Annotated in this window: 20 protein-coding genes and 2 pseudogenes; 6 read left to right on the forward strand and 16 right to left on the reverse strand. The window is 62.9% G+C overall.

Features of this window, described 5'->3' with window-relative positions; all coding sequences use genetic code 11:
- Positions 1 to 24: 24 nt before the first annotated feature.
- Together IB263_RS27825 and IB263_RS27830 are read left to right on the forward strand one after the other, a co-directional pair.
- Positions 25 to 1,122, forward strand: a complete 1,098-nt coding sequence (locus tag IB263_RS27825) for an ABC transporter ATP-binding protein (protein WP_034798613.1) — start codon at positions 25 to 27, stop codon at positions 1,120 to 1,122.
- Between the two features lie 152 nt (positions 1,123 to 1,274).
- On the forward strand, positions 1,275 to 1,673 hold the full coding sequence (locus IB263_RS27830) for a hypothetical protein (protein WP_192439290.1): 399 nt from the start codon (positions 1,275 to 1,277) through the stop codon (positions 1,671 to 1,673).
- Positions 1,674 to 1,834: 161 nt separating this feature from the next.
- Here the strand turns inward: IB263_RS27830 and IB263_RS27835 are convergent, their stop codons facing one another.
- The 16 genes and pseudogenes from IB263_RS27835 to IB263_RS27910 all read right to left on the reverse strand — a co-directional run bounded on the left by IB263_RS27835 (position 1,835) and on the right by IB263_RS27910 (position 17,934).
- On the reverse strand, positions 1,835 to 2,674 hold the full coding sequence (locus tag IB263_RS27835) for an ATP-binding cassette domain-containing protein (RefSeq protein ID WP_192439291.1): 840 nt from the start codon (positions 2,672 to 2,674) through the stop codon (positions 1,835 to 1,837).
- On the reverse strand, positions 2,671 to 3,624 hold the full coding sequence (locus IB263_RS27840) for an ABC transporter ATP-binding protein (protein WP_060521269.1): 954 nt from the start codon (positions 3,622 to 3,624) through the stop codon (positions 2,671 to 2,673). Before IB263_RS27840 ends, IB263_RS27835 begins: the two co-directional genes overlap by 4 nt.
- Complete coding sequence (locus tag IB263_RS27845) at positions 3,611 to 4,279, reverse strand: ABC transporter permease (RefSeq protein WP_210338331.1); 669 nt, start codon at positions 4,277 to 4,279, stop codon at positions 3,611 to 3,613. Before IB263_RS27845 ends, IB263_RS27840 begins: the two co-directional genes overlap by 14 nt.
- 167 nt (positions 4,280 to 4,446) lie before the next feature.
- Complete coding sequence (locus IB263_RS27850) at positions 4,447 to 5,217, reverse strand: ABC transporter permease (RefSeq protein WP_112975016.1); 771 nt, start codon at positions 5,215 to 5,217, stop codon at positions 4,447 to 4,449.
- Between the two features lie 17 nt (positions 5,218 to 5,234).
- Positions 5,235 to 6,800, reverse strand: a pseudogene (locus IB263_RS27855) (ABC transporter substrate-binding protein).
- Positions 6,801 to 6,836: 36 nt separating this feature from the next.
- Positions 6,837 to 7,958, reverse strand: a complete 1,122-nt coding sequence (locus IB263_RS27865) for a DUF917 domain-containing protein (protein ID WP_060604921.1) — start codon at positions 7,956 to 7,958, stop codon at positions 6,837 to 6,839.
- Positions 7,955 to 9,499: a hydantoinase/oxoprolinase N-terminal domain-containing protein gene (locus IB263_RS27870; protein WP_112975019.1), complete on the reverse strand. Its 1,545-nt coding sequence runs from the start codon at positions 9,497 to 9,499 to the stop codon at positions 7,955 to 7,957. Before IB263_RS27870 ends, IB263_RS27865 begins: the two co-directional genes overlap by 4 nt.
- A gap of 3 nt (positions 9,500 to 9,502) precedes the next feature.
- Positions 9,503 to 10,006, reverse strand: a complete 504-nt coding sequence (locus IB263_RS27875) for an Lrp/AsnC family transcriptional regulator (RefSeq protein ID WP_162251910.1) — start codon at positions 10,004 to 10,006, stop codon at positions 9,503 to 9,505.
- A 335-nt stretch (positions 10,007 to 10,341) separates the two neighbouring features.
- Positions 10,342 to 10,470 (reverse strand): annotated as a pseudogene (locus IB263_RS34260) (integrase); the annotation flags it as partial.
- Between the two features lie 29 nt (positions 10,471 to 10,499).
- Positions 10,500 to 11,798, reverse strand: coding sequence for an NtaA/DmoA family FMN-dependent monooxygenase (locus IB263_RS27880; protein WP_060521262.1), 1,299 nt, complete (start codon positions 11,796 to 11,798; stop codon positions 10,500 to 10,502).
- A 15-nt stretch (positions 11,799 to 11,813) separates the two neighbouring features.
- Entirely contained in the window at positions 11,814 to 12,464 is a 651-nt protein-coding gene (locus IB263_RS27885) for an NAD(P)-dependent oxidoreductase (protein WP_192439292.1), read from the reverse strand.
- 19 nt (positions 12,465 to 12,483) lie between these two features.
- Entirely contained in the window at positions 12,484 to 13,734 is a 1,251-nt protein-coding gene (locus IB263_RS27890) for an NAD(P)/FAD-dependent oxidoreductase (RefSeq protein ID WP_192439293.1), read from the reverse strand.
- Entirely contained in the window at positions 13,731 to 14,609 is an 879-nt protein-coding gene (locus IB263_RS27895; protein ID WP_192439294.1) for an NAD(P)H-binding protein, read from the reverse strand. Before IB263_RS27895 ends, IB263_RS27890 begins: the two co-directional genes overlap by 4 nt.
- Positions 14,606 to 15,640 (reverse strand): ABC transporter substrate-binding protein, encoded by a 1,035-nt coding sequence (locus IB263_RS27900; protein ID WP_192439295.1) that lies wholly within the window; start codon positions 15,638 to 15,640, stop codon positions 14,606 to 14,608. Before IB263_RS27900 ends, IB263_RS27895 begins: the two co-directional genes overlap by 4 nt.
- Positions 15,641 to 15,650: 10 nt before the next feature.
- Positions 15,651 to 16,883, reverse strand: a complete 1,233-nt coding sequence (locus tag IB263_RS27905; RefSeq protein WP_192439296.1) for an acyl-CoA dehydrogenase family protein — start codon at positions 16,881 to 16,883, stop codon at positions 15,651 to 15,653.
- Between the two features lie 13 nt (positions 16,884 to 16,896).
- Positions 16,897 to 17,934: an ABC transporter substrate-binding protein gene (locus tag IB263_RS27910; protein ID WP_192439297.1), complete on the reverse strand. Its 1,038-nt coding sequence runs from the start codon at positions 17,932 to 17,934 to the stop codon at positions 16,897 to 16,899.
- A 299-nt stretch (positions 17,935 to 18,233) separates the two neighbouring features.
- Between IB263_RS27910 and IB263_RS27915 the strand changes: the two genes are divergently transcribed.
- Genes IB263_RS27915 through IB263_RS27930 form a run of 4 tightly spaced genes read left to right on the forward strand, consistent with a single transcriptional unit; the run spans position 18,234 to position 22,141 of the window.
- Positions 18,234 to 19,220, forward strand: coding sequence for an ABC transporter permease (locus tag IB263_RS27915; RefSeq protein WP_192439298.1), 987 nt, complete (start codon positions 18,234 to 18,236; stop codon positions 19,218 to 19,220).
- Positions 19,220 to 20,218 carry an ABC transporter permease gene (locus IB263_RS27920; protein WP_113188437.1) on the forward strand — a complete coding sequence of 333 codons (999 nt, stop codon included), beginning with the start codon at positions 19,220 to 19,222 and terminating at the stop codon, positions 20,216 to 20,218. The genes IB263_RS27915 and IB263_RS27920 overlap by 1 nt, the downstream gene beginning before the upstream one ends.
- A 2-nt stretch (positions 20,219 to 20,220) precedes the next feature.
- On the forward strand, positions 20,221 to 21,219 hold the full coding sequence (locus IB263_RS27925) for an ABC transporter ATP-binding protein (RefSeq protein WP_060521254.1): 999 nt from the start codon (positions 20,221 to 20,223) through the stop codon (positions 21,217 to 21,219).
- Positions 21,197 to 22,141: an ABC transporter ATP-binding protein gene (locus IB263_RS27930; RefSeq protein ID WP_192439299.1), complete on the forward strand. Its 945-nt coding sequence runs from the start codon at positions 21,197 to 21,199 to the stop codon at positions 22,139 to 22,141. The genes IB263_RS27925 and IB263_RS27930 overlap by 23 nt, the downstream gene beginning before the upstream one ends.
- Positions 22,142 to 22,143: the final 2 nt, after the last annotated feature.

Below are 22,143 nucleotides of genomic sequence, written 5' to 3' on the forward strand. Positions count from 1 at the left end.
ATTGCAAATAACGGAACGGGAACGATGGCCGATTTATCGCTGAGAAACATTCGCAAGGCTTATGGTGATCTCGAAGTCCTGCACGGCATAGACCTTGAGATGAGGTCGGGCGAGTTCATCGTCTTCGTCGGCCCGTCTGGGTGCGGGAAATCCACTCTGCTGCGCTCGATTGCCGGCCTTGAGACAATCACGTCAGGCGACCTCGTCATCAATGGCGAGCGAATGAATGCCGTCGCGCCCTCCAAGCGCGGCATCTCCATGGTGTTCCAGTCCTATGCGCTTTACCCGCATATGACCGTCTACGAGAACATGGCCTTCGGACTGCGTATCACCGGAACGCCGAAGGCGGAGATCGATATGCGGGTGCGAAAGGCGGGCGAAATACTCCAGCTCGACGAGTACCTACAACGCCACCCGAAGGCGCTTTCCGGCGGGCAACGGCAGCGCGTGGCGATCGGGCGTGCCATTGTGCGAAATCCGCGGGTCTTTCTATTTGATGAGCCCCTGTCCAATCTGGATGCCGCGCTGCGCGTCGCCACCCGCATTGAGATCGCCAAGTTGAAGCAGAGCATGCCGGAAGTAACGATGATCTACGTCACCCACGACCAGGTCGAGGCGCTGACGCTGGCGGACCGTATCGTCGTCTTCAAGGACGGCAACATCGAGCAGGTCGGCACGCCGACCGATCTCTACCGCAAGCCGGCGAACCTCTTCGTCGCGCAATTCATCGGCTCACCGGCAATGAACATCCTTAAAGGTAAGGTCGTGGGCCGTTCCGCGACATCGGCACGCTGCCAGCTTGACTGCGGCGTGGTCCTTGATATTGAGGCAGAACGTGGCAGCCTTTCAAGGGGCGAGGCGATCAGCGTCGGCATTCGCCCGGAAAACATACGGATAGGCGACAGTCATGGGACGGATCCGACATTTGCCGGAACCGTCGATCTCGTGGAGCATCTCGGCGAGGTGCAAATACTCTATCTGGACCTGAACGGCGCCCGTGAAAAGTTTTTGGTCAAGGTCGATGGGGAGAGTGCATTTTCACGCACGCAGAGCGTTAATTTCACCGCGCGCCGCCGGGATATCCACATCTTCGACACTGCGGGAAGAGCCGTTCGAAGCTAGGTGAACCGATCTTGCAGCCATCAGTTCGGGAGGCTCTTGCCGGGATCAGGCAGTCAGGCGATCCCGATATCTGGGCCGCCTGCAACAACAATCTCGCGTCTGCGCTTGGCTGACTGGCATATGCATCACCGACAATCGACAGGAACAGACTCTTGCGTGCGGCAGCAACGGCTTGGGGTGATGTGCTTCAGGTGCGCAAAAGAGAGGACAATGAGTTATTGTGGGCGCGAGCGAGTGCAAACGTCGCCCGCGCAGTCCCCGATTTGTTTCACTACCTGCTCGTGGAGGATGGTGGCGAAATTACAGAGCGCGTGCGAGAGGTGGCGAGCAATGCAATCCATCTCTTTGAAGAGGTTATCGACGTGATGCGGCGCGTGCCGAATGACTATGCGGCCACGCTACAAGACGTCCCAACGATCCATGCCAACGTCAGATCTTACGGATCTGCCATTCAGCTTTTGCAAGAGGCGCGCGAGGTTTTCCAAGAAACGGAAATGCCGCTGCAAGAAATGCTTGGAAAAATCGCAGCCGCACAAGCACCATCAGGTTAGGCGGCGAAAGGCCGATCGCTGAACGGGCGGCCCAACCTGCAAGGATGCGTTGTCCAAACCGTCTTACCGATCGCTTCTCTTCGTTCTTGCAACTGTCGCTGCGTCTGCCGTCGGTGCGGACTTGTCTGAACTCAACCTGCGGGGCCGCGACCACGGTGCATTCAACGCGCGCTGACCATTGAATCGAAACCGATGAGAAAAGCGTCGACCATGGCATGAAGACGACGCGGTTCAACTCCATCGCGTGCTTGAACCGAAAGCCCGTGCAGCAAGGTTGCGCAGCAATCGCCTATGGCAATTTCATCGACATGTGCCGGGATCTCCCCCGATCGTTTCCCCGCGATCAGGCGGTCAATGATCGATCGCGTTCGCGCCTTCCGATGCTCGGCCAGCCAGTCTCTGATCGCCTCGTTCTGCTGCGTGCAATTCGTCGCCGCCGATACCGAGACGTCGAGCGCCGATGTCGGTTCGTCGAGGATGAGAAGGCTCGGTTCCAGAGCCAGTGCGCGGGCGATCGCCACGCGCTGTGCCTGCCCACCGGAGAGTTCGCCTGCGCGGCGATCGAGAAAATCGGCCGGCAACCCGCAGTCTGACAACAGGCCCGCGATCTTGTCGCGCATCGCGGCGTCCTGTCGGCCGCCTTGCGCCAGGATTGGCTCGGCCAGGATATCGGCGATCGCCAATCTCGGGCTCAGCGACAGGATCGGGTTCTGCAGCACGACCCCGATCTTCTGGCGTTCCCGACGCAGAGCGCTGCCCTTCAGCGCCAGCCAGTCCTGTCCTTCAAGCCGGATCTGCCCGCTTTCCACCGGAAGAAGCCGAAGGATGGCGCGCAGGAGGCTTGTCTTGCCAGATCCGCTTTCGCCGACGATCCCGAGGGTCTCGCCTCTGGCCAAACGGAAGCTCGCACCGTTGACCGCGGGTTTTGGCCGTGTCGCGAAGAGGCCGGCGCGGTAGCGGATGACGAGGTTGTCGACGTCGAGTATCGGGGCCGTGGTCATGCAGCGTCCTCCGGCAAATGGCATAGCCAGCGATGTGCGGCCCGGTTGCGCCCCGGCGGTGGCGTGGCTGCGCACTGCTGGAGTGCCTGGGGACAGCGCGAGGCGAAGGCACAGCCGGCTATCGCCGAGCGCGGCGGCGGTATCGAGCCCTCGATGGCCGCCAGCCGTGCGCCAAGCGGCGCGGCGTCCGGAAGTGCGGCGAGCAAGGCCCGGGTGTAGGGATGCCCGGGACTTTGCAGCACGGCGTCGACCGGGCCGGTCTCGACCGAGCGACCTGCATAGAGCACGGTGGCGCGATCGCAGGCCTCTGCAATGACGTCCATGTCGTGGGTGATCATCAACACGGTGAGCCCGCGCTCCGTTACCAGCTTGCGTAGCAATGCCAGGACTTGAGCACCGACCGAGACGTCGAGCGCAGTGGTCGGCTCGTCGGCAATGAGGAACTCGGCGCCGGTCGCCAGCGCCTGCGCGATGACCACACGCTGCTGCATGCCGCCCGAAAGCTGGTGTGGATAGCTACGGAGCACTCTCTCCGGGTCAGGCAGCCCGGTTGCGGCCAGAAGTTCAATCGCCTCGGTGCGCCGGCCCCGATGCGACAGGTCCCGATGGGCGCGGATCACGTCGTCCATTTGCCTGGCGATGCTGAGCACGGGATTGAGGGCGGCTGCGGGATCCTGGGCGATCATGCCGATGCGCCGACCACGCAGTTGCGTGGCCCGCTCGCGAAGATCCTCGCCGTCGAAATGGAACCGATCGGCAACGATGAGGGCACCCTTCGGCGCAAGGCCAAGTGCGGCCATCCCGGTCATGGTCTTGCCGCAGCCGGACTCACCGATCACGCCGTGGATCTCGCCGCGCTCGATCTCGAGGCTGACGGCACGCACCGCGTGAACGTCACCTTCCGATGTCGGGATGCTGACCGAAAGATTGCGGATATCAAGCAGAGGCACGGCCAGTCCCTCCCTTGCGATCACGAAGCGCATCGCCGAGCACGCTGAAGGCGAGCGCGATAGCGAAGATGGTCAGGCCCGGCATCGCAGAATACCACCAGCGCGCGGGGAAGAACTTTCTTCCAGCGTCGACCATCTGGCCCCAGTCGGCAGTCGGCGGCAATACGCCAAGGCCGAGGAAGGAGAGAGCGGCGGCGGTCAGAAGCGCCGGTCCGACATCGAGGGCTGCCTGCACCGTCAGCGGCCTGCCGGTCGCCGGCAGGATGTGGCGCAGGATGATGCGCCAATGCGAGACGCCGGAGAGCTGTGCCGCCTCGACATAGGGCTGGCCACGCAACACCAACACCTCCGCACGGGCGAGTCGCGCATACCAGGGCCACCAGGTGACGGCGACGGCGATGACGCTGTTGAGAAAGCCTGGGCCGAGGGCTGCGGCCATCAGCACCGCCAGCAAGAGCGCCGGGAAGGCGAGGAAGACGTCGGTACCGCGCATCAGCGCTTCATCGATCCACCCGCCGAAGTAGCCGGCGGCAAGACCGATCGGCAGCCCGATCAGCAAGGAGAAGGCGACGATCAGCATGCCGTTCGTCAGGGATACCCGCGTCCCGTAGACGATGCGGCTCAGAATGTCCCGGCCGAGATGATCGGTCCCCAACCAGTAGTCGGCAGAGGGCGGTGAAAGCTTGGCGGCGACATTAGGCCCGCCGGCCCCCTGCAGGGGATAGGGCGCGATCTACGGTGCGAGGAGCGCAACGAGCACGAAGATGAGAATGACAGCCAGTGCGAAGGTGCCAGGCCAGCCGAGGCGTTTGACAAGCTTTTTCATGACAGCGCCACCCGCGGGTCGACAAGGGCCTGAGTGATGTCGATTAAAAGGTTCATCACGACGTAACAGATGGTCACGACCATGGTGACGGCGGCGATGACCGGAAAGTCCTTGGCAAGGATCGCTTCGGATACGTAACGGCCAAGACCCGGCCAGGCGAAGATAATCTCGATGAGCACCGCGCCGGTCAGGGCATAGGCGAAGGAAAGGCCGATCACCGTCAGTGCGGGGCCCATGGCATTCGGCAGCGCGCTGGAAAGTCGCCCGGAGAGCGGGAGGATGCCCAGCCATTGCGCAAAGATGAGCTGCAGGATCATCGCCAGGAAAAAGGTCGGCATTGCGACGGCGGCGATCGAGCCGAAACTGCAGAGCCGGTCTGCCCAGCCGCCTTGCCGCGCTGCAGCAATGACGCCGAACGGAATGCCAATCAGGAGCGCAAGGCCGGTCGAAAAGATGGCGAGCTCGAGAGTGGCCGGAAGATAGGCGCGGAGATCCTCCGCGATGAGACGCCTGGACTTGTAGGATATGCCGAAATCGGCGGACGCCATGGCGCCGGCGAACGTCGCGAAACGGGCAGGGAGAGGCGCGTCCAGATTGAGTTCCTGGCGCGCCTTTTCGATTTGCTCGGCCGTGGGACGCGGGCCCGCATAGAGCGATGCGGGGTCCGACGGAACGACCTGTGCCACCACGAAGACCAGGAAGGTCACGCCCACCAACACGAAGGCGGAGAGAAACGTGCGGCGCAGGATGTAGCGTAGAAGTTCCATCAGACCCCCCGCGTGCCCTACCGGCTCAGATCGTTGACGAAGGCGATGTGACCATAGGCCGGATTGTCGGCGTAGCCCTTGATGTCAGCGCGGATGATATGGACGTTCGGCTGGTCGAGCATGAAGATCGCTGCCGCATCCTCGATGATCTTGCGCTGCGCCTCGATAAACAGCGCCTCGGCGCGCGGGCGGTCCGTGCCCGAGAGCTTGGCCGCGTCATCGATCTTGGTGTCCACCTCGGCATTGGAATAGTAGCCGAGATTGAAGTTCGGCTTCTCTTCGCTGTGGAACAGGTTGAAGAGGTAGTCGTAGGGGGTGACGAAGGTCGGCCACCAGAACATGACGAAAATGTCCTGCGCCGCCTCGGGGTTCGATTTGCCGAGCTGCCATTGCGCTTCCCATGCCATCGGCTGGAGTTTCAGGGTGATGCCGAGCGTCTCCAAGTTGGCCTTCCAGAGCTCGCCTGCCACCGCCTCGATCGCCTGGGACGTGGAATAGGTCATGACCAGTTCCAGGCCCGGCTCGATGCCCTCTTCGGCAAGCAATGCCTTGGCTGCTTCCAGATCGGTCTTCGGGATCGGCGCGTTGGCATCGTGGCCCCAGATACCGGCCGGGACGACACCCTTGGCGCGGGTGCCGAAGCCGCTCGTGCCCGCCGAGATCACGTCGTCATAGGGAAAGGCGAGCGACAGGGCCTGACGCACCTTGACCTTGTCGAGCGGCGCACGCTTGACGTTGTAGAGGCCGAACAGCGTTTCGAAAGAAGGGTTCACGACCACGTTCAGGTCGGGATTGGACTTCAACGCCTCCAGATTCTCGTAAGGGAGGCTGTAGGTCCAGTCGGCCTGGCCGCTCTCGATCATGTTCTGGGCGAGCGTCGCATCCTCGACGATTTCGAAGGAGATCGTCTGGAAAGCGCCGTCCGGCACCTTGCCCCAATAACCTTCGACGCGGTCGAGGACAGCGCGCTGGCCGGGCTCGTAGCGCGAAATCTTGAACGCCCCGGTCCCTGCATCGTTGCCGGTGTTGAACCAGGACGCATCCTTGTCGTGCGAGGAAGGCGCGTAGATCCAGGCGGCAAAGCCGGCCGACGCGATGAGGTCGAGTGGCTACGGCTCGGAGAGCAGGAACACCACCTTTAGTGGCTCCGGTGTTTCGATGGACGCAACCGGCCCCCAGATGAAGGACGCGCCACCACCGATCTTCTTGGTCCGCTCGATCGAGCCCTTGACCGCCTGCGACGTCAGCGGGCTGCCGTCATGGAGCTTCACGCCATCGCGCAGGGTGAACGTCCAGGTCTTGCCGTCTGCGCTCACGTCCCAGGAGGTTGCGAGCAGGGGCTCGATTTTGGCTTCGGCCTTGTCGGTCGCGGGAATGTAGCGCGTCAGCCCTTCGTAGACATTGGCAAGCACCGCGCCGTCGTTGGAAAACGAGGTAGCCGGGTCAAGGTCCGGAAAGCTCGTCGGATAGGCGAGCGTGAAGATGCTGCTGGTACCCTCGGCCATCGCAAAATTCCAGTGCGATGCGGCGGCTGTGGCGCGAGCGGTGAGGGCGGCGGTTTTCAAGAAATTGCGGCGGTTCATGTCGGGCTCCCAATCGAGTTCTGGAGGGGCGGACGCTTAGGCGTCTTCTTTGTAATGGGGTACGGCAGGCGCATCCGCAGACACGCCCATCGGCACAAAGTCGAAATCGTAACCAAAGGCACGCGGGCCGACGGAGGCGAGCGCGATCTCGCTGCGCAGCAGCACCGGTGCAGGCATGGACAACACGTCGATGCGCAGGCCGTAGCGCAGCTCTTCCGTGCCGATCGCCCGGCCGGTTTCCGAATCCACGATGCAGATCAGGTCCGGCACCATGGTGATGATCTCTTCGCCTTCGCGCGCGATCAGATATTCGTTCTGGATGTCGACGGTGAGTGTCCGGCCTGCGTCGGCATCCAGGCCCGCAACCGTGAGCTTGCCGCGGGTGAAGCCCGCCATGACGCGGCGGCTGATATCGGTCACCTTGCCGCGCATCAGCCGCACACCACCGGACTGCTTCAATATGGCCTCGACCGGGTCCTCCTTGGCCGCGCGCGCGTTCATGACGGCGTCTCCGAGGCTCCACGCCTGGCTGGTGGTGTGGGGCACGCCGAAACGGCGGACGAATTCACCGGACATCGGCGCAGTCGTCATCAGCGCGGTGCATCCCATGGCAATGGTGCTGGCGCGTAACAGCTTCTCCAGCATCTTCGGCGTCGTCGCGTCGGTGACGACGAGCACGTTGCCGTCGGCGTCGGCAAGGGCCGCCGGCTGCACCGCCTGGCCGTGGATGAAGAAGGTCGTCATCTGCACTTCCGGGAAGGCCCGACCCATGCCGTCGGCATCGACGACAGGCAGATCGACCATCGCTGCCGTCAGCATCGGCGCAATGCCGTTGCCGCCACCGACCTCGTCACCGAGCACCGCATCGACCTTGCGGCCGAGATGCCGTTCGAGCGCGTTCAATAGCCGGACGCCCTCGCTGCCTTCCGGGATCTTTTCGATGCCCACCGTCGGGGCGCCGATGCCGCCGATACCCAGGATCTGCGCATCCGGTGCCATGTCGGCGGGGCGCACCATGCGAATGCGCTTGCCTTCGCGCAGGAGCGCCTTGGCGCGCAGAAGGCCATGGTAGGTGCTGCCGCCACCGCCGGTTCCGAGAATCCCACAGCCGATGGCGATGCGATCGATATCCGCTTCGCTGAGCGTCCAGTACTTCATGCCCGCAACTCCCCTATCACTTTCGCGGCGACGCGAACGGCATTGCCGGGCAGGTACGCCAGCGGCGTTTCTTCGATTTCGGCAAGGGTGGTCGTCTCGGCGTCGGCGCCGGCCTCGACGGCGCGCGCCCGTGCCTCAGCGACAATGGATTCCAGTGCGCGTTCCCGGGTGGTGCCTTCCAGCGAAACCACGCTGTCCACCTCGCCGGAGACCTGGGCAATTGCCGCGCCGATGGCGTTGGCCGAGCCGAAATGATCCGGCTTCAGCGAAACGGAGGTTCCCTCCAGCAGGCCCTCGACCAGCACCGAGCCGCCGCCGACAAGAATGGCGGGGATCGGATCGGCGCTCGGCTTCATGCGGTCCAGCACCGTTTCGATGCTGGCTTTCATCTGCGCCAGCATCTGCTGGGCAAATTCCGGCGTGATGCGGCTGAGGCGGTCGCGCTCGCCAAGGTCGACAAGGCCGGCAGCAACGGCGACGTCGGTGGCCGTCAGCGTGTCCCCGCCGAAGCAGAGAGCCTTTTCCGGCAGGCGAAATCCGACCGAATCCGGGCCGATCGTCGAAGACGAACCGGGGCGTATGATGCTGCCGCCGCCGAGCCCGAAAGAGTAGACGTCCGGAACACGGAAATTAGTCGGCACGCCGCCGATCTCCGCGCCCTCGCTGCGGGTGCGCGGGAAACCGGCGACCAGCATGCCGATATCCGTGGTGGTGCCGCCGATGTCGATGACCGCTGCGTCGGATAGCCCGGTCAGGAAGGCCGCACCACGCATGGAGTTGGTCGGTCCGGACGCGATCGTGAAGACCGGATAGCGCTCGGCGAACTCGGCCGCCATCAGCGTGCCGTCGTTCTGCGTCAGGTAGAGCGGGCAGGTGAGGCCGAGCGCGGCAAATGCCGCGCCGAAGGCGCCGACCGTCTCGCGTCCGAGCGTATGGAGGCTCGCATTGAGGATGGTGGCATTTTCGCGGGGCAGGAGGCCGGTGCGACCGACGCGGTGCGACAGGCTGATTGCCACGCCGGGCATTTCCTCGGCAACGATTTCCGCCGCGTCGTTTTCCATTTTCGGATCGACCAGGGCAAAGACCGAGCAGATCGCGACGGCGGAGATGCCGCGCGCCCGCCAATCGCGGCATGCCGCGCGGATCGCCACGTCGTCGAGCGGGGCAATCTCAGAACCATCGTAATTGACGCCGCCGCCAACCAGAGCGGCACCCCCGTCGACGATGGGGCGAAGTGTATCCGGCCAGTCGATCATGGGTGGCAGGGAGCGCGTCGCCGCACCGCAAAGGCGCAGAATGCCCACCTTTTCAAGATGCCGACCCTCGACGATCGCATTGAGGAAGTGTGTGGTGCCGATCATTACCGCGTTGACCGCGCCGGCAGCAACGCCTGCTTCGGCCAGAACGGTGCGGATCGCCGCGCTGACGCCCGATGTCACGTCCGCGGTGGTAGAGGATTTCACCGTGGCCAGGACCTCGGCGCCGCGCAGCAGCGCCGCGTCCGTGTTGGTGCCGCCAACATCCACTCCGATACGAAGCATGGTCTATCCCTTTTTCTTGCCGCCGAGGTCCGTACCGCGGCTGATCGCGGTCGTCCTCGTGCCGAATACCTTGTAGAGGCGCAGCACGACCGAGCTCGTGACGCGCCTGATGCCAGGCAGTTTGCCCATTTCCTGATCGATGAATTCAAGCAATGCCGCGTGGTCGGCCACGAAGAGCGAAGCACTGAGGTTCGCCGTGCCGCTCGTGGCGGCGAGGTAGCCGATCTCGTCGTACTCTGCGAGCAGGATGGCGACGTCCTCCTGTTTGCCGGGCTCGACCTCGATCAGAAGTTCGACCTGGACATCGCGTCCGAGCGCGACCGGATCGGGAATAGCGCCGATGACGATCATCTTGGCCTGCAGCAGTCCGGCAATGCGGTTGCGGACTGTGCGCTCCGAGACGCTGCCGATCCGGCCGGCGATCTCGGCCGCCGAAAGGCGCCCGTCTTCGGAGAGATAACGGATAATCTCGCGGTCCAGATCATCGACGAGGTAGCGTTGGGTCATCACCGTTTCCATTTCGGCCTTGATAGGCAAAGTAAATTTCCGAAACGGAATTGTGTCAAGAATATTTCAGTCGATACCGTCGAATCGTTTCAAAAATATCCCGATTTAGGCGGTATTCATGCAGAGTGTTACCGAATCGGCATCTGCAGTGGATCGCGGGCTTTGTCGGCGGCGACAATTTCAGCCAGCCTTGGCATCGCCTTTTTCCTGGAGCGGGCGAGGGATCTGTCGAACCGCAGCTTCGAGCGCCGGCCCGAGCGCGGCGTCCGGTCTATTGGGACAGGCGACTGTTTGACGCTTGATTGTCTGGCCGACGGTGCTACGGCGGTGCGACACTAGACAAATACACGGGCCGCTCGCCCCTGCTTTCGCTCCGCATCGTTGTAGTAGCGCGCCGCCTGCGTCACCGATTTTTGCAACGACTGCTGCATAGCTTCAGGCAGCGGTATGCCGCGATTGGCCGCCGCCTGAGGCGCATCGGGGCCTGTCTGTACTAGTACGGAAATGGCAATGCATAGCGCTCGCGAATGGTTTGTTCCTCGTAACGGTTACGATAAACACCGCGGTCCTGGAGGATCGGGACGACCTTCTTCACGAATTCTTCGATGTCATCAGGTGCCCGGGGCGGCTGAAGCGTGTAGCCGTCGACGGTGCCGTCCGCCCAAAGGTCGATAAGCGCATCGGCGACCTGTTCCGGCGTCCCGAGCAGCAGGCGGTGGTGCCCTTCCGAGCGGCGCACAGCCTGCCTGGCCGTCAACTTCTCATGTGTCAGCAGATCGGAGAGACCAAGGCCCATTCCGACCGCCTGAAGACGGTTGGGATCCGGAACGAAACGCTCGGCATCCAGAATGGCATCCGGATCGAAGCCGTTGGGATCAATACCGTTCTCCCTGACGAAGCGTGCGATCAGGCCGTCCTCCGAGCCCGCGCCGCTGAAGAGTTCGTGTTTTCGCAACGCCTCCTCTTTCGTCTCGCCAAGGATCACCACCACCCCGGGCACGATCTTAATGCCCTTCGGGTCGCGACCGATGGCTGCAGCGCGATCCCTTACCTTCTTGCCGAAGGCCTGGCCAGCAGGGCGGGAGAGGATGTTGCAATAAATGATCTCGCCATGGCGGGCGGCGAGCTCGATACCGCCTTCGGATGCGCCTGCCTGCGCGATCACCGGATGGCCTTGCGGGCCACGCGGCACGTTCAGCGGTCCCTTCACTGCGAAATGATCGCCTTCGTGGTCGATCGCATGCGCACTCGCCGCATCCCAGAACCGTTCGTCGGGCACATGGCCGTCGCGGGCGGGATCCCAGCTTGCCCAGAGTTTCTTGGCAACATCGAGAAATTCGGAAGCTTTGGCGTAGCGCTCGGCTCGTGGGGGCAGCGGCGCCGAGCCGAAGTTGGCTGCCACATTCGGATTGAAGGACGAGACGATGTTGATGATCAGCCGGCCACCGGCCACGATATCCGTCGACTGGGTGCGGCGGGCGAGATTATAGGGCGAATTGTATGTGGACGACATGGTTGCGACGAAGCCGATGTCGGGCACCTGTGCTGCAAGCGCCGTACAGAGGATGAGCGGGTCGATGGTATGGAATGGTCGGCTGTTCGGGTCGGTCATCAAGGCCGGATGATCGGAAAAGAACACGGCGTCGAACAGGCCTTTGCGGGCGAGTTCCGTCAGGCGTCTGTAGTATTGAGGGTCATAGATGTCGTGGCGGCTCCCGCTGCGATATTTCCAGGCGGCCGGCAGATAGCCTGTCGTGTTGATGCCGACATTGAGATTGAGCGTGCGGGGCATGCGAATTGAGGTCCTTCAATAGGCCGCGGTGAAGCGGCGGCGGATGAACTGTCCCTTGTCGAGTTCATCGAGAATGGCGACGGCGAAATCGGCTTCGGAAATCCGGCTTTCGCCCGTATCGTCTCGCAGAAGCGCATCCTCGCCGAGCCTGAAACGGCCGGTTCTTTCGCCGGCCTTGATCGAAAGAGGCGGGGATACATAGGTCCAGTCGAGATCGTGCTCGCCGCGTTTCAGACTGCGCAGGATCTCTCGGTTGCGCAGCGTGTGAGCCTTGTGGTCCGCCGGGTAGAAATCACTGTCGACCACGTCGACGCCGGGGCTTGCCTGGAGGCTTCCGACGCCACCGACGATGATGATGCGGCGGACGCCGGCGCGCTTGACGCCTTCAAACAGGGAAGCATGTGCATTCTCGATGAGAACCGCGGCATCTTCCGCGGAATGGCGGCGCAGACCGGGACTATAGGCACTGATGACCGCATCGTGGCCGGCGGAGATCTTTGCCACTTCCTCCGGATCGGCAATGTCCGCCTTCAGTGCCGTGAGACGCCCGGCAGGTTCCAGGTTTGAAGAGCGCGTCACGGCTGTCACGCGGTGATTTCGCGAAAGAGCTTCCTTGCGGATGTTGCTGCCGATGTTTCCTGAGGCGCCGAAGACGACAATGGACATGATCGATTTTCCTTAAGGGCTAAAGGGCAGGTATCGCCTTGAGCGGTTGATTGGCGCCGACATTGCGCTGCATGGCGGAAAGCGACGACCGCACGGCCTCGTAGCCGTGTTCGCGCATGGCGTTTTCGTAGTCGTTTAAGGCCGCAAGCAGGGGCTTGCCGTGGCGCCTTGCGGCGACGAGTTCGCGTACGAGCAATCCGGAATCGTAGAGGGCGGTGTTGCCGCCAAGCGCGCGGAAATAGGTCATCGCGTGGATCGCGTCGCCGAGTAACGTCACCGGACCGCTTTGCCATATCGCGCCGGGTGTGGAGCTCTTGACCTTGAGGAAGGCGACCGTCGACGGGTCGCTGTGGCGAATGAGGTTCAGGATGCGCTCGTCCCAGTGACGGATACGGTGAAGCAGCGTTTCGATGAGGGCCGCGCCGTTGAGCCGTTCGAGCAGTTCGTCCGGCCCGAGTTCATCCGTGTCATAGGCCGTGTTCCACCAGGTGTAGCTGGTGGAGTTGTTGAAGTGGAAGCCAGGGATATCGGCATGGCCGGGATCTTCCCTGCCTATGAAATCGTGACGCGCATAGGCAGACGGATCCACCCGATGGCTGGTGATCATCAGACCACGACCGTCGCGCGGGCGGATGTTGGTATTGAACTCGGTCAGCAGCGGTGAAATGCCCTGTCGTTCCGCTTCATCGATCGTGATCTTGCCGGCCAACCTGCGTACCCCAGTGTCGATGCTCTTGAGGTCAGGCAGGAGTTGGCGACGCACCGCCGATCCCGCTCCGTCGGCCCCGACCAGAAGATTGGCGTGTACGGCCGAGCCGTCGGAAAAATGCGCAAGCACGGTTCCGTCGGCAAGCTGCTCATAGCGCTCGAACCGTTTGCCTGTGTGAAAAAGGCCGTCGAGCCCGGACAGGAGGATCTGGCGCAGCGTGATGCGGCTGACCGATTTCTCGATATGCGTATCTTCGGGTTCGCCTGATCCCTGGCTCGTGTTCTCGAGCCTTTGGAATGTCTCATCGAGAACAAGGTTTTCCGTCGGCGCAAGCCCGAGCGTATCAAGGAAGGCTTGAAAGAGGTGCGCCGGAAGGTTCGCCTGAAGCGCGTCGATGCCCCGTTGCCGGATCCGCATGCGGAAACCCTGCACATAGTCCGACCGGACCTGGTCGCGCTCGAAGACGGCGGTGTCGATGCCGTTCTTCTTGAGGCCTTGCGCCAGGGCGAGCCCACCCGGTCCCCCACCGATGATGGCGACGTCGATGAAGGGTATGGTCATGGCTGGTACTCGGGGACTGCGGTTTCGGCGGTCACTTGTTCGAGGATGAAGTCGGCGACGGTACGGGGCGAACGGCCAAGCAGTGTTGGAATGACGTCGGTCGTCGTCGCGGCGCGGCCGGCAGCGATCAATCTTACGAATTGCGCAACGGCGCGGTGTTCGAAGTCACCGTCTTTTGGAACCGTCTGGGGTGGCTTCTCGAGGGCAGCAACCGGCCGTTTCAATGCAGCCGTCAGCAGAGCGGCGACCTGCCGGAACGACACCACGTCCGGGCCGGTGAGGTTGAGCGTGCGCCCCCGAATGCGACCGGCGAGAAGTTGGTGCACGGCGACATCGGCAATATCGCGCGCGTCGATGTAACCGATGCCGGCCTCGAGGTTGGCTGCGACAACCTGATTGTTCATGATCGCGTTCCGGATGGTGTTGGCGAGCGAGACCTGCATCCAGGCATTGGGACGAAGCGAAACAGCCTCGGTCGGAAGGCCATTCAAGTGCCGTTCCACGGCAGCGTGCGCTTCACCGGAGATAGAATTCCCTGGCGGCTCGATCGTCCAGTCGGAGCCCGAGATCTTGACGATGCGGGCAACATTTGCGGCGACGGCAGCATCGGCGACAGCGACCTGGTCCGTGACAAGCCTCGTGCTGATGGGCGATAACAGAAGAAGGCGTCCGACGCCTCGAACGGCCGTGTCGAGCGCGGCGCGGTCGCCAAAATCACCTGCGGCAATCTGCAGAGTTTCACCGAACAGGGCACGTGCCGTCTCCGGCCGTCGGGTAAAGACGCGAACCGGTTGTCCGCGTGCGAGAAGTCGTTCGACAACGAGGCGCCCAAGCTTGCCGGTGGCGCCGGTAACGAGGATCGGCCTCTCACTCATGCGGCGGCCCGCTGCAAGGCGGCCTCTAGCGGTCGGCGATCAATCCAACTGAAGACATCGAAATCATCAGGAATGAACTGCCAATCGAGAAGGAAGCGCTTGAAGTGGTCGAACGCGGCAATCTGGTTTTCGTCCAACGCCAGACCGAGATGACGGTGGACGTCCGCGCCGTTCGCCGCCCAGACGGCGTCCTCGCCGACGCCGATCTCGTTGGCGATGAACCGAACTGCTGTGTCCGGGTTCGAGGCCGCCCAATCACCAACACTGGCGACGGTCGACACAAGATCGACGACGAGGTCGAAATGCTGGTCAAGAAAGCGGGCGTCGACTGTCAGCGGCCTTGGCGTGCCATTGTTGATGCGGATCTTTGGATCCGGATGGAAACCGAATTCCGCCACCACAACTGCACCGATCTGATTGGCGAGCACGATGCCTTCTGCACCTTTGACGAAGAAAGCGTCGATCTTGCCCGAGGCCAGGGCCAAGAGTTCGTCGCCATAGGGATATCGGCGCTTCAGGCCCAGGAAGGCGGCGTTGCCCCGTTCGATGAGGTTGCCCTCGTTGGTGTCGAGATAGACGAGTTCGACATCACCGTGATCAAGGCCGTCGAGCGAAAGCGCCGAGACGATGCCTTTCAAGGCGGTGGCCCGCTGGAAGTCGACGACGTCGGAACTGGGCTTGCGTGGTACGCCGATGCGGCGGCCTTTCAAGTCCTTCGCGACAGCGATCCCGGAACCTGGAAGCGCGATAATCGCCTGGAACTCGTCTGTCGTGGTGATGCCGACAACGCGTGTCTCGCGCCCACCGGACCGCGCCCAGATCGGCGGAATGTTACCGCCCTGTCGGAACGAGTAATCGAGCGCATGGGTAAAATGGCTCTGGCGGACCGACGGATCCTTGCTGTCGCGGATCGAGCGGACGGCAACGCCGGCGTTCTGAAACTGTCTGTCGACCCAGCCGAGCTGATGGGCGATCGACAATGGTGTCGGGGCGGGGCAGCGCGTGTACCAGACGGAAGAGAGGGAAGACATCAGGGAACTCCTAGCGGCCGCCGACGACGGCAAGACGGGTTTGCTGGGGAGGTCGAACGGGCACCGGCTCGAGCGCAACGGCAGGTGTTGCGGCATGGCGGCTGAACGCCGCCTTGGCGAGCATCGTCCGGATCAGGTTGTTTTGCGGCGCGTGCGCCTTGCCGGAAAGCGCATCGCGATGATGGCGTTCCAACGGATTGTCGCGACTGATGCCGGGGTTACCGCCCAGTTCGAGGGCAAGGGTCGTCACGGTGATCGCGTTGGCGATGACCGTGTGCTTGACCGCGGCGGCATCGGCGCCGAAGGGGCGCCCCGCATCGAAATCCTCGGCGATCGAGCGCAGGAGCCGGCGGTTGACCGTCAGCAAGACCTCGATTTCGCCAAGGCCATCCTGGATGCGGGGAACGGTGGAGAGCGGTGCGCCGAGGCTTGCCGGTGCGCGCGAGGTCGTAAACTCGATCAGCCAGTCGCGTGCCCCGCGGGCTGCACCGTCGTAAATCGCCGGCACGAGGCTGAAGTACCAGGCGCCCATGCGCTCGTCACGTTTCAGGCCTTCGCTCGCCGGCGCGATGTCGAGAACATCGGCGAGCGGGATCGCGACGTCGTCGAGGATCAGGTCGTCGCTGTTGGTTGCTCGCATGCCCGTTGCGTTCCAGGTTTTTTCGACGCGGATGCCATCGGCCGATGTCGGAACGAGGAATGAGCCCAGCCTCGGCTCCGGCTCGTCAGTAACCGCAAGCACAGACACCCAGCGCAAGAGCGGGATGCCGGTGGCGTAAGTCTTGTGGCCCGTAATGCGCCACTGATCGCCAACGCGGCGGGCAATCGTTTCGGGCAAGGAACCATGCGATGGCGAACCGACGCGCGGCTCCACCTGTGCCGCATTGATGAGCGCGACACCCTCGCGATTGGCCCGGGTGACACGCTCGACAAGGTGGGGCGGCCACTTGCCTGAGGTTCGCACCGAAAAGTGCTGATTGTAGTGCATCGAAAGAACGAGAGCGGTCGATGGCTCTCCGTGCGCGATTGCCGAGACGGCAGCCAGCGCTTCCGTCAGTCCACCGCCGAGGCCCCCGTGTTCGAGCGCTGTGACCAGGCCAAGCAACCCCGCCTCGTGCAGCGCGTCGAAATTGGCGAAGGGGAATTCGCCGGTTTCATCATAGTGGCGTGCTGTCAGGGCAAAGCGTTTTCCGAGTTCTTCGGCCTTGGCAATCACCGGTTCGAAACGTGTGGGATCGGTCATCGGCTTTACTCGTTCAGGCGACAGCGCGGGCGTCGAGTTCCGCCCAGGGGCGCTGGTCGACCCATTGGTCGATGTCGAAGTTGCTCGCGAGGAACCCCCATTCATGCAGGAAGTCCTTGTAGTGCCCGATCGCCGCGACGAGTTCCGGTCGGAGGCCGATGCCGAGATGCTTGTGCAGGTCCGGGCCGTTAGCCGCAGCCACGACCTCTTCTGAGGCGCCGACTTCGCGGGCAACAAAGCGACGCACCTCGTCGGGGTGCTCTTCGGCCCACGAGCCCGCCTGCTTCAAGGTCGAGATCAGCTTGGCGACGAGATCGGGCCGATCTTCAGCGAGCCTTTCGTCGACGGTCAGCACCCGAGGGGAGCCGGAATTGATGCGGATCTTCGGGTCCGGGTGGAAACCGAATTCCGCGACCGTGTGAGCCGCAAAGAGATTGGCGACGGCAATACCGGGCGTGCCTTTGACATAAATCGCGTCCACCTCACCGCGCAGCAGTGCGGCCGCTTCCGGCCCGTAGGCCTGCCGGTTTCTGAGGCCGTGGAGCTGCGGGCCCTCCCTGCCATCAAGAACGCTTTCGGAAAGCGGGATATCGACGATCTCGACATCGGAGGGCGTGAGCCCTTCGAGAGACAGAGCGGAAACCAGGCCCTTCAGCGCCGTTGCTGCCATGAAGTCGACGATACCGGGTGGTCGGCGCGCAATGCCGAAGCGCCGGCCGACAAGATCGCGCGTCGTTTTGATCCCGGTCTCGGGCAACGTGATGATGGCCTGGAATTCGTCGGTCCAGGTGATGCCGACGAGCCGCGTCGGGTTGCCTTCCGAGCGGGCGCGGATCGGCGGGACGTTGCCGCCATGGCGAAACGAATAATCGAGATGGTGATCGAAGTGGCTGGATCGGACTGAGCGGTCCTTGCTGTCGATGATCGAGTTGAGCGCAATGCCCTCCGCGGCAAACGCCTTGTCGAGCAGGCCGAGCTGGGTGGCGAGCCCCACGGGTGTCGGGACAGGGCAGCGCGTGTACCAGATTTGCGAGATGGCATTTTTTGTCACGAGGTTCTCCGCTGTCTTCGATGGGGTGTGCCGGGAAGCGTTTTTCGTTGGAGTGGCTCTTCCTAGTCGGCCATTGCTATTAGCGTACTGATTTCGGATTATATTTCCCAGACGAGCGCCGTTCACGGCATATTGTAGGAATGACGTTCCTGCTAATGGTCACTCTCAGGGTGAAATTACTAAAACAGATTTGACAAAGCCTATGTAATTAGTCAACTATAAAAATCATCCGCGGCGACAAAGTCAGGCCGAGGTGAAGGTTCGCTGTTGGCGGACAGCCAAACGGAGAGGCGACATCGATGCCGGTGCTGATCAGAATTGCGCTAACGCTTCGACGAACGCTTCTGCAGGCAGTTCCAACGATCCTTGGAATTGTGATCCTGAACTTTTTCCTTTTGCAGTTGGCTCCCGGCGACGCGGCCGATGTGCTTGCCGGCGAGGCGGGTTCGGCGACCGAAGAAAGCGTTGCGGCACTGAGAGCCCGCTTCGGCCTGGATAGTCCGGTGCTCGAGCAATTGGCCACCTATCTCGGCAACCTCGCGCAATTCAGCCTTGGATTTTCCCCGCGCTACGGCATGCCGGTCGCCGACCTGATTGCGCAGCGCCTGCCCGGAACATTGACGCTGATGGCGGTGGCACTCGTCATCGCGATCGTCCTCGGTGTCATCCTCGGATCGCTGATGGCGACGTTTGCGGGGCGGATCCCCGATCGGCTTTTGTCGATCTTCTCGCTGCTCTTCTATTCGATCCCGAGTTTCTGGATCGGCCTGATGCTGATCGTGCTCTTCTCGGTCAAGCTCGGCTGGTTGCCGACCGGGGGTGCAGGCACGATCGGATCCCAGCTGAAAGGGTTCCCGGCGCTCTTCGACAAGGCCCGCTACATGGTGCTCCCGGCAACGTCGCTCGCGCTTTTTTACGTCGCGATCTATGCGCGGCTGACGCGCGCCGCCATGCTCGAAGTCAAAAACCAGGACTTTGTCCGCACTGCCTATGCCAAGGGGCTGACGCCTTATGGCGTCACCGCGAGGCATATCTTGCGAAACGCGCTGATCCCGATCACGACCATGGCCGGCATGCACATCGGCGGCATGCTCGGCGGCGCCGTGGTGGTGGAAACCGTCTACAGCTGGCCGGGCCTTGGCAGGCTCGCCTTCGAGGCGGTCATGGGTCGGGATTTCACCGTGCTCCTCGGCATCCTGCTTCTGTCCTCACTTCTCGTCATCATTGCCAATGCCACGGTGGACCTTGTCCACGCCTGGCTCGACCCTCGAATTGGAGCGCGCTGATGTCCGCCACCGACTTCGGAGCTTTCCCAGCGGTTACGGGCGGCGCCTATGCCGCTCCTGCCACGAGCGAACAGGCTACCGCGCCGGAGCGCCCGTCCTGGTCCAACGTAAAGGCGCCCGATGCGCGCTCCCAGCAGAGCACTGCGGTCGCCATTACCAATGGGCGAAGGGCCCTCAAGGTCTTTCTGGCCAACCCCAATGCCCTGTTCGGAACGGCCTTCCTTGCGCTTGTGATCGCCGTCGCGCTGCTGGCTCCAGTGCTTTATCCCGACGACCCGCTGTCGATGGTCGGAAAACCGTTCCTGTGGCCGGGCCAGGATCCGGCTTTCCCGCTCGGCACGGACGCGCTCGGCCGCGACGTGCTCGCTGGCATCCTGCATGGCTCGCGCATTTCCCTGTTCGTGGGGCTGATGGCAACAGCGCTCGGTCTCACCTTCGGCGTGATCGTCGGCGCGATCGCCGGTTACTTCGGCGGCTGGATCGACGATCTCCTGGTGCGGCTGATCGAGATCTTCCAGACCTTGCCGAGCTTCGTGCTGCTCGTCGTTCTGGTCGCGATCGTCCAGCCCTCGGCAACAACGGTGACGCTTGCGATCGCCGTCATTTCCTGGCCGACGGTGGCAAGGCTGACCAGGGCCGAGTTTCGTGCGATCCGAGAGAAGGATTTCGTCATGGCCGCCCGCAGTCTCGGCTTTGGCCATGGACGGATCATCTTCCGCGAGATCCTGCCCAACGCGCTGCCACCGATCATCGTGACGTCATCGGTCATGGTCGCCACCGCAATCCTGATGGAATCCGCACTTTCCTTCATGGGTCTCGGCGACCCCAATGTCGTGAGCTGGGGCTCGATGATCGGTACCGGTCGCGAACTGGTCCGGACCGCCTGGTACCTGACGGCCCTTCCGGGCCTCGCCATCGTCTTTACGGTGCTTGCGCTCAATCTCATCGGCGACGGGCTGAACGATGCCCTTAACCCCCGCTTCACGCAGGATCGTTGACGATGGCGCCGCTGCTCCAGGTCGAAGACCTCACCATCGGCTTTCCGCGTGCCGAGCCAGTCAGAAATCTCTCGTTCGAGGTGGGGGCGGGGGAGACGCTGGCGATCGTCGGCGAGTCCGGTTCGGGCAAATCGTTGACCGCGCTCGCGCTGATGCAGTTGCTGCCGCGCGCAGCACGGGTGACCAGCGGCCGCATCGTCTTTGACGACCGCGATCTTCTGGGGCTCGATGCGCGCGAGATGCGGCAGCTGCGCGGGCGCGACATCGCCATGATCTTTCAGGAGCCTATGACGAGCCTCAATCCGGTCATGTCGATCGGCCGGCAGATCGGCGAAGTGCTGAAGGTGCACGAGAAGCTTTCAGGTCGAGCGGCGCGGGAACGCGCGATCGAACTTTTGAAGCTCGTGCGTATTCCTGCCGCCGAAAAGCGGGTCGACGATTATCCGCATCAGCTGTCGGGCGGCATGCGCCAGCGGGTGATGATTGCCATGGCGGTTGCGTGCCGGCCAAAGTTGCTGATCGCCGACGAACCGACGACGGCGCTCGACGTGACGATCCAGGCGCAGGTGCTCGACCTGCTCGACACGCTCAGGCGCGAGCTTCAGATGGCTGTGGTGTTGATCACCCACGACCTCGGCGTCGTCGCGCAATGGGCCGACAAGGTCGTCGTCATGTATGCCGGACGCAAGGTCGAGCAGGCCTTGCCCGGCGATCTCTTCAACGATCCGCTGCATCCCTATACGCGCGGGCTGCTTTCGGCCTCGCCACGGCTAAAGAACGACCTTCACTATCTGAGCGGCCGCTTGACGGAGATCCCCGGGTCGATCGTCTCGGCGGCCGGCGAGGCCGGCTGTCCCTTCAGGCCGCGCTGTCGCCAGGCGCGTGCGAGCTGCGGCCATCAGGTGCCACCGCTGATTGCTCAGACGCCGGAGAGGCTCGTTGCCTGCCCGTTCACTTCGTCCCTCAAGGCCGTGCCCGATGCCGCTCATCTCAGCCTCTGATCTGAAGACACACTACAAGACGCGCGACGGCCTCTTACGCTCCGTCGATGGCGTCGATCTCGTGGTCGAGCGCGGTGAAACCGTCGGGCTTGTCGGCGAAAGCGGCTGTGGCAAATCGACGCTTGGCAAGACGCTTTTGCGCCTGGTCGATCCGACCGAGGGGCGGATCGAATTCAAGGGCGAAGACATCACGAGACTTGACCAGGGTCGGCTCAGGAACGTGCGCAAGTCGATCCAGATGATCTTTCAGGATCCCTTCGCGTCGCTCAATCCGCGCCACACGATCGGCGAAATCCTGGAGGCGCCTCTGATCGTGCACAGGGCCGGCAGCCGAGCGCAGCGGCGTGACACCGTTGCCGGCATCATCTCCAAGGTCGGGCTGCCCCCCGATGCCATCAATCGCTATCCGCACGAATTCTCGGGCGGCCAGCGGCAAAGGATCGGCATTGCCCGCGCGCTGCTGCTCAACCCGGACCTGATCGTTTGCGACGAGCCCGTATCGGCGCTCGACCTGTCGATCCAGGCGCAGATCCTGAACCTTTTGGTGGAGATGAAGAAGGAGTTCGGTCTTTCCTACCTTTTCATCAGCCATGACCTGTCTGTGGTGCGTTATTTCTGCGACCGGGTTCTGGTCATGTATCTCGGCCGGATCGTGGAAAGCGCCGACAATGAGACGCTCTGGTCGGACCCGCGCCATCCCTACACGCGCGCTTTGATGGCTGCGGTTCCCGATCCCTCGCGGCCGCGGCAGGCGGCTCCCCTTGGCGGCGATCTGCCGAGCCCGAGCGACATTCCGTCGGGCTGTCGGTTCCACACCCGCTGCCCGCTGGCGACGGACCTCTGCCGCGTCACCGAACCCGAATTCCGCGCCATCAAACCGGGCCATCAGGTGGCCTGTCATGTCGCGGACCAGATCAACTGAAA

Source organism: Ensifer sp. ENS03 (genome assembly GCF_014852035.1).
In the GTDB taxonomy this organism is placed as follows: Bacteria; Pseudomonadota; Alphaproteobacteria; order Rhizobiales; family Rhizobiaceae; genus Ensifer; species Ensifer adhaerens.